The organism is Rhizobium sp. CF122 (assembly GCF_000282035.1).
In the GTDB taxonomy this organism is placed as follows: domain Bacteria; phylum Pseudomonadota; class Alphaproteobacteria; order Rhizobiales; family Rhizobiaceae; genus Rhizobium.
The window spans coordinates 100373-113239 of the sequence record NZ_AKKA01000121.1 but is presented as its reverse complement, the minus strand read 5'-3'; the positions used below and the strand labels follow the sequence as shown (position 1 = coordinate 113239).

General features: G+C 58.9%; 13 protein-coding genes and 1 tRNA gene. 5 read left to right on the top strand and 9 right to left on the bottom strand.

Going from position 1 to position 12867, the window contains the following annotated elements; all coding sequences use genetic code 11:
- Positions 1-775: hypothetical protein (locus PMI09_RS31545; RefSeq protein ID WP_007802694.1), on the top strand; the 775-nt coding region annotated here is incomplete at its 5' end.
- Positions 776-987: 212 nt separating this feature from the next.
- Positions 988-1575 carry a transglutaminase-like cysteine peptidase gene (locus PMI09_RS28875; RefSeq protein WP_007802692.1) on the top strand — a complete coding sequence of 196 codons (588 nt, stop codon included), beginning with the start codon at positions 988-990 and terminating at the stop codon, positions 1573-1575.
- Between the two features lie 51 nt (positions 1576-1626).
- On the opposite strand, the gene PMI09_RS28870 is transcribed toward PMI09_RS28875, so the two are convergent.
- Positions 1627-1887 (bottom strand): hypothetical protein, encoded by a 261-nt coding sequence (locus tag PMI09_RS28870; protein ID WP_007802691.1) that lies wholly within the window; start codon positions 1885-1887, stop codon positions 1627-1629.
- 698 nt (positions 1888-2585) lie between these two features.
- Positions 2586-3173, bottom strand: coding sequence for a hypothetical protein (locus PMI09_RS28865; protein WP_007802689.1), 588 nt, complete (start codon positions 3171-3173; stop codon positions 2586-2588).
- A gap of 633 nt (positions 3174-3806) precedes the next feature.
- On the opposite strand from PMI09_RS28865, the gene PMI09_RS28860 reads away from it, so the two are divergent.
- A complete protein-coding gene (locus tag PMI09_RS28860; protein WP_244423839.1) occupies positions 3807-4190 on the top strand; it encodes an acyltransferase in 384 nt (127 codons plus the stop codon).
- 4 nt (positions 4191-4194) lie between these two features.
- Here the strand turns inward: PMI09_RS28860 and PMI09_RS28855 are convergent, their stop codons facing one another.
- Positions 4195-4932: a hypothetical protein gene (locus PMI09_RS28855; protein ID WP_007802684.1), complete on the bottom strand. Its 738-nt coding sequence runs from the start codon at positions 4930-4932 to the stop codon at positions 4195-4197.
- A 402-nt stretch (positions 4933-5334) separates the two neighbouring features.
- Between PMI09_RS28855 and PMI09_RS31880 the strand changes: the two genes are divergently transcribed.
- Positions 5335-5562: a hypothetical protein gene (locus tag PMI09_RS31880; RefSeq protein ID WP_007802682.1), complete on the top strand. Its 228-nt coding sequence runs from the start codon at positions 5335-5337 to the stop codon at positions 5560-5562.
- Positions 5563-6117: 555 nt separating this feature from the next.
- Here the strand turns inward: PMI09_RS31880 and PMI09_RS28845 are convergent.
- The 5 genes from PMI09_RS28845 to PMI09_RS28825 all read right to left on the bottom strand — a co-directional run bounded on the left by PMI09_RS28845 (position 6118) and on the right by PMI09_RS28825 (position 10949).
- Positions 6118-6759, bottom strand: a complete 642-nt coding sequence (locus PMI09_RS28845; RefSeq protein WP_007802680.1) for a peroxiredoxin-like family protein — start codon at positions 6757-6759, stop codon at positions 6118-6120.
- 398 nt (positions 6760-7157) lie between these two features.
- Positions 7158-7234, bottom strand: a tRNA-Met gene (locus PMI09_RS28840).
- Between the two features lie 109 nt (positions 7235-7343).
- A complete protein-coding gene (gene mnmA, locus PMI09_RS28835; RefSeq protein WP_007802678.1) occupies positions 7344-8543 on the bottom strand; it encodes a tRNA 2-thiouridine(34) synthase MnmA in 1200 nt (399 codons plus the stop codon).
- Positions 8544-8722: 179 nt separating this feature from the next.
- Complete coding sequence (chrA, locus tag PMI09_RS28830; RefSeq protein WP_007802676.1) at positions 8723-10132, bottom strand: chromate efflux transporter; 1410 nt, start codon at positions 10130-10132, stop codon at positions 8723-8725.
- Position 10133: 1 nt separating this feature from the next.
- Positions 10134-10949 carry a chromate resistance protein ChrB domain-containing protein gene (locus PMI09_RS28825; protein WP_007802675.1) on the bottom strand — a complete coding sequence of 272 codons (816 nt, stop codon included), beginning with the start codon at positions 10947-10949 and terminating at the stop codon, positions 10134-10136.
- Between the two features lie 263 nt (positions 10950-11212).
- Between PMI09_RS28825 and PMI09_RS28820 the strand changes: the two genes are divergently transcribed.
- Positions 11213-12421, top strand: a complete 1209-nt coding sequence (locus tag PMI09_RS28820) for an MFS transporter (RefSeq protein WP_007802672.1) — start codon at positions 11213-11215, stop codon at positions 12419-12421.
- A 90-nt stretch (positions 12422-12511) separates the two neighbouring features.
- Here PMI09_RS28820 and PMI09_RS28815 read toward each other — a convergent pair whose 3' ends face one another.
- Positions 12512-12721: a DUF2798 domain-containing protein gene (locus tag PMI09_RS28815; RefSeq protein WP_007802670.1), complete on the bottom strand. Its 210-nt coding sequence runs from the start codon at positions 12719-12721 to the stop codon at positions 12512-12514.
- Between the last annotated feature and the right edge of the window lie 146 nt (positions 12722-12867).

The following is a 12867-nucleotide window of genomic DNA, read 5'->3' as shown; positions in this document are numbered from 1 at the left end:
GGCTGCCGCCACCCTGGTTGCCGCCACCCTGGTTGTCGCCCCCTTGGTTGCCGCCACCCTGGTTGCCGCCTTGGTTGCCGCCACCCTCGCTACCGCCGCCTCGGTTCTCACCGCCCTGGTTACGACCACCATGCTGACTGTCGCCCTTGGAGGCGTGCTGGTTTTTTGGACCATCGCCCTGGGGACCGCCCCCCTTAGAGCCGTGATGATCTCTCGGGCCGTCACCGTTCGGACCGTGGTGACCTTTAGGACCGTCACCGCGCGGGCCATGATCCTTGAGACCGTGGTGGTCTTTCGGACCATGGTGATGGTGTGCTCCGCCATGATGATCACCGCTGCTGCTGCCATTACCGCCGTCGTCACCATTCCCATTGCCATTGCCATTGCCATTGCCGCTGCTGCGGCCGCTATCGTCATCGCCGGCGTCACCGGGACCTTCGCCCGTGTTGCCGTTGCCGCCATTTCCGTTGCCGCCGCTTCCGTTACTGCCGCTTCCGTTGCTGCCGCCACTGCCGGCGTCGCCGCTACCGGCGTTGGAGCCGCCGCCATTCCCTCCCCCAGAGGAATTGCTTGCGGTCCGCCTGCCTCCCAGCAGTCGGTCACCGTGATGATCAGGATCGGCAAAAGGGTTAAGATTGATGGACGCTACCGGCCCACACAATCGTTCCTCAATCGTGCCTGGCCGCACCACCTGACAATTGAGCCGCTGGCTCTGTGCACTTGCAAGGCTGGTTCCGGCAAGAAGAAAAGAGATGCCGGCAGAAATCGCCAGTAATTCTTTACCCATAGTTACTCACTCCCACAGTTAACAAAGGGTTAACAGGAGGATTTATACAGTGATAATAAAGTAAAAAGAAGAATAACTTTCGCAAATCGAGCGTAGAACGTTAGTATATGTTTAACCTTTAAAATATAAAATCCTAATTAAACGCAGCAGCTTGAAGTGTATAATTGACCATCCAGCACTCAGCCGAAAGGATGTTTTCGATGCGGGCCTTGGCAGCTTTCGCAGCGTTCACACTTGTTTTCACAGCGTTTGCTGGTGAGAGCTATGCAGGATCCACGCTTCGCGCATCACGCGCGATCGGAGCGCCGATTGGCTTTCCCTCGGCATGCGCGCGCTACGCTTGGCTTTGCCGTGGAAGCGGCGGTCGCGAGATGACTGACGAAGAGGCTATGCCTTTGCTTCAAAAGGTCAATCGGCAGGTCAACGCCGGTGTCGCGCCGGCAGCGGACGCACAGACATCAGGGAAACCGGAATACTGGTCGCTGCCCATTAACAACAAAGGCGACTGCGAAGACTACGCTCTGCTGAAACTGAAAACGCTGCTCGGCGCCGGCTTTGCGTCGAACAAGCTGGCGCTTTCGGTCGTCATCGACCGCGGCGGCAACAACCATGTCGTCCTGCTGGCACGACTGAGGTCCGGCGACTATGTCCTCGACAATCTCGCAGGCAAAGTAAAACCTTGGGAAAGCACAGGATATACTTTTTTGGCGAGCCAGGACTTCAGCAACAGGAGCGCCTGGCAAGTAACGCTGGCCGGCCCGAGAGCGGGCCAATTTTCCGGAACGTGAGGGGCGGGATTTATCCAGCCAGCCGCGCGCCGTCACGCGACCAGACAAGGGTTAGTGGACCGACGGGTCCTCTTCTTCCAGAAATGTTCTGATTCCCTCGCGTGCGACCGTCGCCAGAAACTCGTCAAACGCCTCGCGATCGGTGGCAAAAGGCTCCTCCCATTCGATGAGGTCCTCGTGCTGGGTCACGACTTCCATTTTCCAGTCGCCATTCGTGCCTGCCGGGCGGAAGATGTCGACGAGCACCGTCACGCCATCATCGGTAAACTCACCAGCAAGGTCGGAATGCTCCAGCTTCGGCTTCTTCGCCATTCTCAAATCCGATCCGTGATTTCGACGAGCCGTTTAAGCGGCAATGATGACACGCCTTGTAGGCCACCATCGTGCATAGCGTAAGCAGCAGAGAAAGGCCCAAAGTCGAAGTTTACGAGAAGTTCCACAGAAGAAAATGCGTCATTCGACTGGTAGCGAAGCCCGTTTCAACCCATCTCCGGGATCACGCTAAGCCGTGTCGATGCTACGTGACGCCGCCCTTTTTTCGAGCGTCTTCAATGGTTGACGCGACGCCGACCGCCAGCGTCCGTTGTCGCCATAGCACCATCGCTGTAGTTAAAAGCGACTTTCGTTGTGCGATCGTTGGCGCATTTTTGGGAATGCGGTCCTCCAAGGGACTCCCGCGGAGTACCTACGTCTTATTTACAGCTTAAAGCGCCCGCTCCTGGAAATGAATGATCGTGATTGCGCATTGCCCGCGAAGAGAATGCTATGGGTGGCAGTGCACGGACCGGAACGGAACGGAATTGTTCTGGTGGATACTATCGATTGCGGCTTTAGTGGCGACTGCTGCGGCGTTTTGGTGAACTATAGAAAGGCCCAGTTTACGATTATCATCATGGTTTGGAGCAAACCGTAGCGCGCTAGTGCCAAGGCGACAGGTTGAAATTCAGTCCGCACCAGAGAAATGAAAAATAAGGACCCGAGCCGCGCCTGCTGGCGATCGCAAGCGCCTGTCAGCGGGCGACCCGCCGACCCATTTGCTGAAAGACTTTTGCTCGTCGCGACTCGCTCGCAAGCAACACCATCGCGATCCCAGTCATTTCCAGAATCCAATTCCACTTGAAGCCTAAGAAATAGCTACTGATGAAGCGGTCAAAATGATGAAAGGATGCCGCTCGAATTAGCACATACCCCAATACAAACGTTGAACCGACGAGCGCTAGCCAAGTCTGGATCGGGGATTTTCTGGCCCAGAAGAGAAAAACCGGTACGGTGGCCGCGCACATGACGGCTACACCGATAATAAAATCGACTTGCATTGCCCGGCGTTGCTCATACCACCCGCCAGAGACAGCGACCATGCGGCCCAGTTCCGTCATCGCAGACTGGAGATCGAGCTGCTTGTTTATGCCGAGAAAGAAAAACACCACGGAGATGGCACGCCAGATATAGCCGTCGGATCGTTCGTTCCAACATTGCCGAGCGACGACCCCGGTCGTCTTCCAGCAGCTCGCACAGGCCAGCAGGTACAGGATGACGGTAATCCATCCCCCGATTGTAGGGTCACCAATGCCCGGTTCCCAATTGAAATCGTGCGCCACTCTCGATCCTCAAGATGCTGGCCCTCAAGATGCAAGCCAAGCGCCTCTTCAAGTGCAATCCTTGCGGTTCGCGCTCTCGTCGCCAAGTTCGTCTTTGGACGTAGTTCAACCATCGTCGGAACTGAGCTGGCCTCAGCGTGAACGGCGCAACACGGAGCATCGGGACAGGTCGTTCCACGAAGACGCCAATCGACCGCGTGGGAACCGTTGTTTTAGCGCCCTTTGATGCGGTCGCTGCCGATTCCGACTCGGCGCGGCCTTGACTTTGCAAACGTTCGTCGTCCACCCTCAGCAGAGGCTAATTCAAGGGAGAGGGCTGGTGGCAGAACTTTCGGTCTGTATTGGATGGAATTCCCGCGAAGATATTGCCGACGAAGTTAAGGGCACTACACCAAAGGCGGCCCTTGGTTCAAGAACTGGCAGGATGTCGAGTATGCCCAAAAGTGGCTCGACAAGGCGCTCGCGATCGAGCCGCAGTTGGCCCCGGTATAAGCAGTGAACCTTGGCGCGCTCGTCAAATTTTACTCGGTTTTCTCCGGTGGGCGCCTCACGATCGGAGCGAAACCCAAAATGCTGTATTGGCCACGTTTCAGATGGCGAAAAGGAACGATAGCAATTGGCGATCGCGTCTCGATGCGCTACGGCGTCGTGATCGACGCCCAGAGCGGACACGTCGAGATCGGCAACAATGTTTCACTCAACGACTTTGCGGTACTGCTCGGCCACGGGGGTATCCGCATCGGGAATGGCGTACGGATCGCTGCTCAAACCGCCATTGTTTCTTTCGAGCATGGTTTCGACGATCCGGTTGCCCCCATAAAGGACCAACCGCTACGGAAAGCACCGGTCGTGATTGAGGACGACGTCTGGATCGGAGCCGGCGCTAAGATATTGGCCGGCGCCCATATCGGTCGCGGTTGCGTGATCGGAGCCAATAGCGTCGTCAAGGGAACCACGGTTCCTGGCGGCATCTATGTCGGCGCGCCGGCTCGGCTGGTCAGACTGCGTGGACGTTGAAGTGCTAGATCCCTCGAGGAGGCCAAAGTGCCAGTTTCGTAGACTGAGCGACGTGCGGGTCGGCGGTAAAGACCGGGAGCCTCTGCTCACGGAATATCTGAAGCGCTTGCAGGTCGGTTTCTCGATGCATGCGAGAAAGATTTAGCGAATTGTATTGGTGGCCCTTCGAGAGCGGATCGATGCCGGTGAGAATCACATTCGCCGCGCCACTTGCGAGTGCCAGAGCCGCGCCAACGATGCCGTTTGACCACTTGGCCTCGCCCTCCAATTCAAGATTCAGTCTTCCCGTCATCCGATGCATCAGGGCGATGCGCTCATGGCGGCTGATCAGCATCAATTCGTTGTAACGGTAGTCGAATGTATCAAGTCCTCTCACGAGCCGATCGAGCTCGTGCCGCCAATTGAGAACGCAAAGTAGTCCTGTTTTCTTATGTTGGAGCACTTTGCGAACCTCGACCGCGGCCGCATTGAGCCCTTCAATCTGATTGAACTGCATCAATGTCGCGTCAGGCGGCTGGGTTAACCAACCTTGGGCCGCCACCTGGGAGGCATTTATCGTCAATACGCGAAATGAATCGTTCCAGCCCTGAGGCCTCGTGGAAAAGGGTGCGGAGCCAGCGACCACGACGGCTTTTCCAAGAAAGAGGCGCTCCAACTTTGGAACTCGCGGAGCAGCCAACCGATACCTTAGCCAGCGATTAAAATAGCGCTTAGCGCGTATCAGCTCTTCGAAGTACGACATGCTCTGCTGTCCCTCCTCGGCGCTTTTCCCGGTCTAATAAAATTCGACGATGATCACGATCGCGAAATACAATGCCGTCGCAAGAAGAAGCAGTAGATCCCGCCTCAGCGCGCAGCCTCCCTCTTGCACCCGATGCGATGCTAGTGGCGCGTTGGATATTGCGCAAGAAGCAGCTCTCACAAATGCGGCGGCAGCAGAGTTTCCGTGCTGGCGAATACCGCCGTTTCTTCATCTACTCGGGCGAGAGCGCGACCTTTCCGTCGACGGGCTCGGCGCGCCAAGATCGCGAGGCTTTTTTAATGACCGTCTTGCGAATGAGGCGTAGACTATCGTGTTGGACCAGATGCACGGCACGGTTCGATCAAGGGTCTAGCGCTCTTGTCGTTATGGGGGAACGCCACCATGCAATTCCCTACATTCACACTGGACAATGGAGAGGTTGAAGTCCTCGCGTCCGTCATCCAAGCCTGGTGCCAAACAAACCAAATAGACCCGGAAAGCGAGTGCGCTCGGGCGGTAATTGCCACGGCACTTGACCTGATCGAAGCCGGCTTCCGGACGCGTGAGGGCCTGTCGATCGCGCTTGCCAATGCGTTAGCGCCCGATGCCTTGAACATCAGTGGCGAGTAAGACGGAGTGAGCGTATATTGATCGGGTTGCCCGTCGCAGGTAAAGCGTACACCTTCTTCGAGCAACTTGGCGTGTGACCCTCAGGAATGGACCAGGCCCTGTGAACCAGCCTCAGGGGCCCGCTAATAGGACCGACTTCTTTTCTTGATGTCTCAAAGGGGAACCTCGCAGCCTGCGGTAGCCGAACTGCGAGGTTCCCTTTGGTTCGAACCGACGCGATCCCCCTCAACATCCGGCCCGAGCCACCGGGAGTACCCTGGCAACGGAAATATAGGTGAATGATGCAAGGTCGGCATTGGACCTTGGTCGCGCCGAGTTTACGACTATTGCCCACCGCTATTCGGCCGCAACAAGCGGCAACGCGTCAAGTCCGTTGATCATGATCTCGAAGAATTCCGCAATGAAGCGACCGGCTACAAAGGGTTAGCTTTCCGGCTCGGTCAAACACAGAACTATCTGTAATAAAGATGGTAGCGGAGGATCGTTTTCACCCATCCCCCAGTTCGTCATAGGGCGGTTTACAGTATGAATGGTCCACTTTCGGCCTTTTCGTTGTTAATGTGCGACTTGGGAAGCTACCGACATCAAGTCCTCGGAATTCGGTGCCTTGAATGTATGGAGCCCAGCCTCCAGAACTTCAGTGAAGCTCCAGCGTACGATGCCCTCCCGGTCGATTAGGAACTGACCGACAAGCTGCCCCTGGTCGGCAGTCATCATCTGCTGATCGGCTTGCGTAATCTGATATCCTTCCTTCTTGTTGAGAAACTCGTCCATTGCCATCACGCCCATAGGCTCGGGCAACTCGCCTGGAAGATCGATCCGTATCGCCATGACCGTGTCGATCCCGACCTCGCGTAAGCCGAAGGCTTGGTGCGAAGCCCGTACCGGGTCGGAAGCAGCAAGAAGATCGGGTATCGGATGGTAACGGAAATAGAGCCGCGCGCGTTCGACCGGGGTGTTTACCACTGCCAGGGATTGGACGCCTTTCTCACGCAGCATCGGGTTGAGATGTGCCATGGCCGCGACATGGCGCCGGCAGAACGGACAATGCAGGCCTCGAAACAAACCGATCAACAATGGGCTGCGGCCACGAAAATCATCAAGTGCGATCTTCCCCTCGCACGAGATCGCATCAAACACAACGTTCGGGGCCCGGTCGCCCGGTTGTAGCGGATGGTCGACATAGCGCGTGGACATGGACAACCTCCTCGCTCAGGGATCAGTCGAGATAAGGCGCCACGGCAAGTGCTTCGAGGTCGAGATTGAGCGTTGCAAGCCTGACCTCTCGTCTTACCGCACAGCCAGGATCCGATCTGAGAATGGCCTCAAAGTGGCCCGCGGGCAAGCGGTAAACGGCGAATCGTGATCCATGCCATGGGACGACACGGCGGCGAGGCCGAATGGACTTCCAGACACGCGTCGTTCCCCTGCCGACCAGGCGGCGCGTTATCTTCTCGCCTGCGAAGCCTGGCAAGAGACACGAGACGCAAGTCACAGCCGGGAGAACTGTTACTGCTGTCTCACCAAAGGGGTGCAGTCCACCATGTCTTAGGTACGTTTTGTTACCTATGTCTTCGGTATGGACAAGGGACGTATGGTAGCGGAGGAGGGATTTGAACCCCCGACACAAGGATTATGATTCCTCTGCTCTGACCTACTGAGCTACTCCGCCACTGGTCAACGGTGCCGTTCGCAATGCGGTGGCCCGTGGGATGAGCGGCTTATAAGGTGCGCTTCGGCTTTGTGTCAAGCACATGATCGAGAAAATGCCACAGGCATTTTCAGGCGGCGACGGGGCTGGCCAGCAGCGCCTTCAGCGAGGCTTCCGCTGCCGGTTCCCGCTCGGAGCGCTCGATGAAACCACCGCCGTAAACGCGGGCGTTGTCGCCGGGCGCTGAATAAAGCGCACAGGCCTGGCCTGGTGCAACGCCGGCTTCGCCGATCGCTAGATCGACATAGATGCCGCTCGCATCGGCGTGCAGGACGGCCGGTGTCGGGGCACGCGTCGAGCGGACCTTGGCAAAGCATGCGAAGCCTTCGTCCGAGGCAGCCGCAGCAAGCGGTTCGTCGCCGAGCCAGTTGACATCGCGCAGATAGACGCGGTGTGTCTCCAGCGCTTCCTTGGGCCCGACGATGACCCGGCGGGACCGGGCATCGAGGTAGACGACATAGAGCGGCTCGCCAGTCGCGATGCCGATACCGCGGCGCTGGCCGATGGTGTAGTGCAGGATGCCTTCATGCTGCCCCAGCACGCGGCCGTCGAGATGGACGATCTCGCCTGCAAGCGCCGAATTCGGCTTCAGCTTGTTGATGATGTCGGAATATTTGCCCTGCGGCACGAAACAGATGTCCTGGCTGTCAGCCTTCTTGGCGACCACAAGGCCCATCTCTTCAGCAAGCTTGCGGGTTTCGGCCTTGGGCAGGCCGCCAAGCGGAAAGCGCAGATAGTCGATCTGCTCCTGCGTCGTCGCGAACAGGAAGTAGCTCTGGTCGCGGTCGGCGTCAGCAGGACGATAAAGGGCGCGGCGGCCGGGATTGCCAGGCACCGGATTGGGCCGCGAGCGGATGTAGTGGCCGGTCGCCAGCGCGTCGGCGCCGAGTTCCTTCGCGGTCGCGAGCAGGTCGGCAAACTTGACGGTCTGATTGCACGAGACGCAGGGGATCGGCGTCTCGCCCGCGACATAGCTTTCCATGAACGGATTGATCACCGTGTCACGAAACCGCTTCTCGTAATCCAGCACGTAGTGCGGGATGCCGAGCGTCTCGCAAACGCGACGGGCATCGTCGATATCCTGGCCGGCACAGCAGGAACCGGCGCGGTGAACGGCCGCGCCGTGATCATAAAGCTGCAGCGTAATGCCGAGCACGTCGTAGCCTTGGCGTTTGAGAATGCCTGCGACCACGGAGCTATCAACGCCGCCGGACATGGCGACGACAACACGGGTATCTTCCGGCTTCTTGTCAAAATCCAGTGTGTTCACGGGTGGCTGCCAATTCTAAGCTTGCTGCGATCCGCCCATCAGAGCCGGCGGATTTCATGTCCGCGGGATCGGCCGCCGGACTTTCGTTGGCGAGGATATAGAAAGGATTGGGTTCCGGCGCAAGAGGCGGGGAATTTGCTGAGATCTCGGAGATAGATTTCAACCCTTACGCAATTGTTTCAGAGTATCCCGAACAGCCTCCAAGCCATCCCAGCCACAGCACATCCGAGCAGTGTGGGAATAACCGACAGTCTAAGCCGAAAGATCGCAATGGCTGCGGCGACGCTGAGAACGAGCGAAGGCAGGGCCAGCGACGACCAGACGGGCAGCTCGATCCACATGGGGCCGAACCGATGGATGCGCGCCTCGGTGAACAGGAAGTGCAGACCGAACCAGATGGCAAGGTTCAGTATGACGCCGACCACGGCAGCGGTGATGGCCGACATCGCGCTCGCGAGCGCCGCATTGCCCCTGAGCTTTTCGATGAATGGCGCGCCGAGAAAGATCCACAGGAAGCACGGTACGAACGTCACCCACGTCGCGAGGATCGCAGCCAGCGTGGCTGCCGTGATCGGATCGAGACTGCCCGGATCGCGATAGGCGCCCATGAACCCGACGAACTGGAGCACCATGATCAGCGGTCCTGGCGTCGTCTCGGCCATGCCCAACCCGTCGAGCATCTCCGTCGGCCGCAGCCAGCCATAGTGCTGAACCGCCTCCTGCGCGACATAGGCAAGCACGGCGTATGCGCCACCGAAGGTCACCACGGCCATCTTGCTGAAAAAGACGCCAATCTGCGTGAACACATCATCTCCGCCGCGGAAGGCATAAAGCAGCAGAAGCGGCCCGAGCCAAAGCGTGAGCAAGACAGCCGAGATATTCAGCGACCACACCAGGTTCGGCCGCGCATGGACCGGCGTTTCCTCGCCAAGAGCGGAGTCGGCGTCAGCCAGGACACGGCCGGAGGCTGCCTTGTGGCCATTGCCTGCCTGGAAAAGGCTCGAGCCGGATTTGGAACCCACGAAACCTATCATCGCCGCAGCCAGAATGATCAGCGGGAATGGGACGTGAAGAACAAAGATCCCTATGAATGCGGCGGCGGCGATGGCGACCATGGCAGGATTCTTGAGCGCCCTGCCCCCGATCCGAATGACGGCTTGCACGACGACCGCAAGCACCGCGGCCTTGAGACCGAAGAACATGCCTTCGATGGCGTCGACGCTTCCAAACAGCACGTAGACGTAGCTGAGGGCCAGGATGGACAGGAAGCCGGGCAAAACGAACAGGATGCCGGCCACAAGCCCTCCTGCCGTCCTGTGCATAAGCCAGCCGATGTAGATCGCGAGTTGTTGCGCCTCTGGCCCAGGCAACAGCATGCAGTAATTCAGGGCGTGCAGAAAGCGCTGTTCGCCGATCCACTTCTTTTCGTCGACGACGATCCTGTGCATGACGGCGATCTGCCCGGCCGGGCCGCCGAAGCTCAGCGCCGCCACGCGCAACCAGACGCGAAGCGCCTCGCCGAACGAGATGCCGTGGCTCGTGTTGTCCGCCGTGCCCTCCGCGTGCGGCTCGGTGACAGGGTTGGCCATCTCAGCTTCCCTTCTTCACGGAGGGCCAATTGTGGGTCTCTTCGGTCGCGTCCCGGCACCATCGATAGAAGGCATCGTACAAGGTCATGCCTGCCTCCAATTGCTCGAGGTCGTCGGCAAACATCCGCGAAAGCCCGAGTGAGGCTGCCAGCAATCCCGCCGCTTCGGGCGCGAGATCAAGCCTTCCGGTATCTGCAGCCCTGACGATTGTAGCAAGCCTAAGCAGCGGCCCGGATTGAAGGGCGAACTCCTCCACCATGATATCGAACGAGCATCGATCGCCACGGTGGCTCCAGAAGACGTCCTCGATATCGAAGGGTGTTGCCCCAAACCGATCGGCGACCATCAGCACCTCCGCGGTGGGAACGAACAGGAAGACGGCCAAGGGATCCACGAAGCGGCGGATCAACCAGGGGCACGCGATACGGTCGATCTTCGGGCGGGCACGCGTGACCCAAACCGTCCGCCCCTTCACGTTGCGAGACGGCAGCTTATCCTCGGGCACCGCGAGACCGCCTGCCTTGATCCATGCCTCGAACCCGCCTTCGAGTGTTTCGGCTTGCACTCCCATGACGCGAAGATGCGCGGCAACGCCGTGGCTGAGCTTGGCGCCATGGTGGCACACGATGACGGCCGGGCTTTGAATTTCAGCGCCCCATTGGACCACATCCTTGAATGGCCTGCGGACTGATCCGGGGATGAGACGGGGATCGGCGGAAAAGTCCTCGTCATTGCGCACATCGATCAAGACAGGCGCACCCGGCGTGCCGATGAGGCGGTTCAGTTTATCGTTCGAGATTTCGGTGAATGACGGCATGGCGCGTCCCTCCGTGTTAGCGGTTTCGTTGGACGCGACTCTTCGGCTGGCGCCTCGTGGGGTGATCGCGACCCCATGAGCCATATGATCCACGGTGGATGGGCTATGTCAACACTTTCCATCCGCTTGCGCTGCCGGGCAATTGAGATGTAACGACTGAACTGGGGCGATGCCGCAGCAGCCAAGCTGAAGGGTCTTCAGGTCGCCGTCAGATTTCAAAAGCAGAAAACCCATGGCGGGTTAGTTTGTGAAAGGTAGTTCGCATGGTCGACATTGCCGGCTCAAGACCCGCCGCCCTGCGGGCGATCCCGAAAGGCGTCTGGGCTCTTGGCTTCGTCTCCCTGTTCATGGACATCTCCTCGGAGATGATCCACGCGCTGCTGCCGGTCTACATGGTTGCCGTCCTCGGCACCTCGGCATTTGCAGTCGGGCTGATCGAGGGTATTGCCGAGGCGACCGCCGCCATCACCAAGGTGTTTTCCGGAGCACTGAGCGATTGGCTTGGCAAGCGAAAGCTGCTTGTCGCCCTGGGCTACGGCATGGCTGCGTTGACAAAGCCCGTGTTTCCCCTGGCGCCGTCGCTGGGCTGGCTGGTGGCGGCCCGCTTCATAGATCGCATCGGGAAAGGCATCAGGGGGGCGCCGCGCGACGCCCTGATCGCCGATATCAGCCCGAAGGAAATCCGCGGCGCAAGTTTTGGTCTGCGCCAGTCGCTCGACACGGTCGGCGCATTCCTTGGGCCAGCGCTGGCTCTTGTTTTGATGTGGTGGACCGCCGACCACTATTCGACAGTCTTCTGGATCGCGGTCATCCCAGCGTTCTGCTCCGTCGCGATCATCCTCTTTGTCGTTAAGGAACCGCCACATGCTGACCAACGGCGCGCCCGGGTGCCGCTTAGAGGCTCGGAACTCGTCCGGTTGCCTGCGATCTACTGGCTGGTCGTTGCCGTCTCCGCAGTCTTCACCCTCGCACGTTTCAGCGAAGCCTTCCTCATCCTCGACGCCCAACAGATGGGACTTCCCGTCATGTTCGTGCCGATCGTCCTGATCGTCATGAATATTGCCTATGGGTTCTCGGCTTACCCCGCAGGCGTCATGGCGGATCGTGTCGACCGAATGACACTGTTGATTGTCGGGCTCGTGCTTCTCGTTCTCGCCGACCTCAGCCTTGCGCTTCTTCCCGGGTTGGCGGGCCTCGGGATCGGGGTATTGCTGTGGGGTCTCCACATGGGATTTACGCAAGGGTTGTTAGCCACCCTCGTTGCGGATACCGCACCCGCCGAGCAGCGCGGAACCGCCTTCGGCATCTTCAACCTGACTGCCGGTGTCGCGCTTCTCGCCGCGAGCGTGCTTGCCGGTGCGCTTTGGGATTGGGGCGGACACCAGATGACCTTCCTCGCCGGCGCGGCCTTCGCGCTGCTCGCCGGCCTTTCGCTGCTGCCGCTGAGGAAGCGACTAAGAAGTGCTTCGTAAAGCCAGAAGCAGGTGATCCGGCGTATTGAATAAATGACCAACCTCACAACGAAAATCCGCGTGCCCGGTAGCGAACACGCGGATCGTTGATCATCGACCACCGGTTATCCGGCCGGCAATCCTGAAGGAAAGCTTGCCCACGAAAATCGACAGGCAGAATGCGATCGGCCAGGCGGTGAAGAAAGCTTTCGGCCATTCGTGCAACCATTCGGCTGTCAGTCCAAGTTTCAGGAAGCTAAACAATCCCGTCATGCAAAAGGCCATCATGCAGGCGATCAGCAGGGTCTTTGTATCGGTCACTATTGTTCTCCACGCTGACGTGGACTGCGCCAGAAGCTTTCTTCGAAGACACAGCACCGCCTCTTGATAAGGTCAGGTGCCGTGGGTTCGCTTCTGGCGACTAATTCCCGCTGGGGCGAGGGCCCGAATAACCAGCCGGCCGATCA

Bases quoted from the DNA above. Each gene is read 5' to 3' on its own strand.
- PMI09_RS28875 (WP_007802692.1), top strand. From the start codon at position 988: ATGCGGGCCTTGGCAGCTTTCGCAGCGTTCACACTTGTTTTCACAGCG.
- PMI09_RS28870 (WP_007802691.1), bottom strand. From the start codon at position 1,887: ATGGCGAAGAAGCCGAAGCTGGAGCATTCCGACCTTGCTGGTGAGTTT.
- PMI09_RS28860 (WP_244423839.1), top strand. From the start codon at position 3,807: ATGCGCTACGGCGTCGTGATCGACGCCCAGAGCGGACACGTCGAGATC.
- PMI09_RS28855 (WP_007802684.1), bottom strand. From the start codon at position 4,932: ATGTCGTACTTCGAAGAGCTGATACGCGCTAAGCGCTATTTTAATCGC.
- PMI09_RS31880 (WP_007802682.1), top strand. From the start codon at position 5,335: ATGCAATTCCCTACATTCACACTGGACAATGGAGAGGTTGAAGTCCTC.
- PMI09_RS28845 (WP_007802680.1), bottom strand. From the start codon at position 6,759: ATGTCCACGCGCTATGTCGACCATCCGCTACAACCGGGCGACCGGGCC.
- chrA (WP_007802676.1), bottom strand. From the start codon at position 10,132: ATGGCCAACCCTGTCACCGAGCCGCACGCGGAGGGCACGGCGGACAAC.
- PMI09_RS28825 (WP_007802675.1), bottom strand. From the start codon at position 10,949: ATGCCGTCATTCACCGAAATCTCGAACGATAAACTGAACCGCCTCATC.
- PMI09_RS28820 (WP_007802672.1), top strand. From the start codon at position 11,213: ATGGTCGACATTGCCGGCTCAAGACCCGCCGCCCTGCGGGCGATCCCG.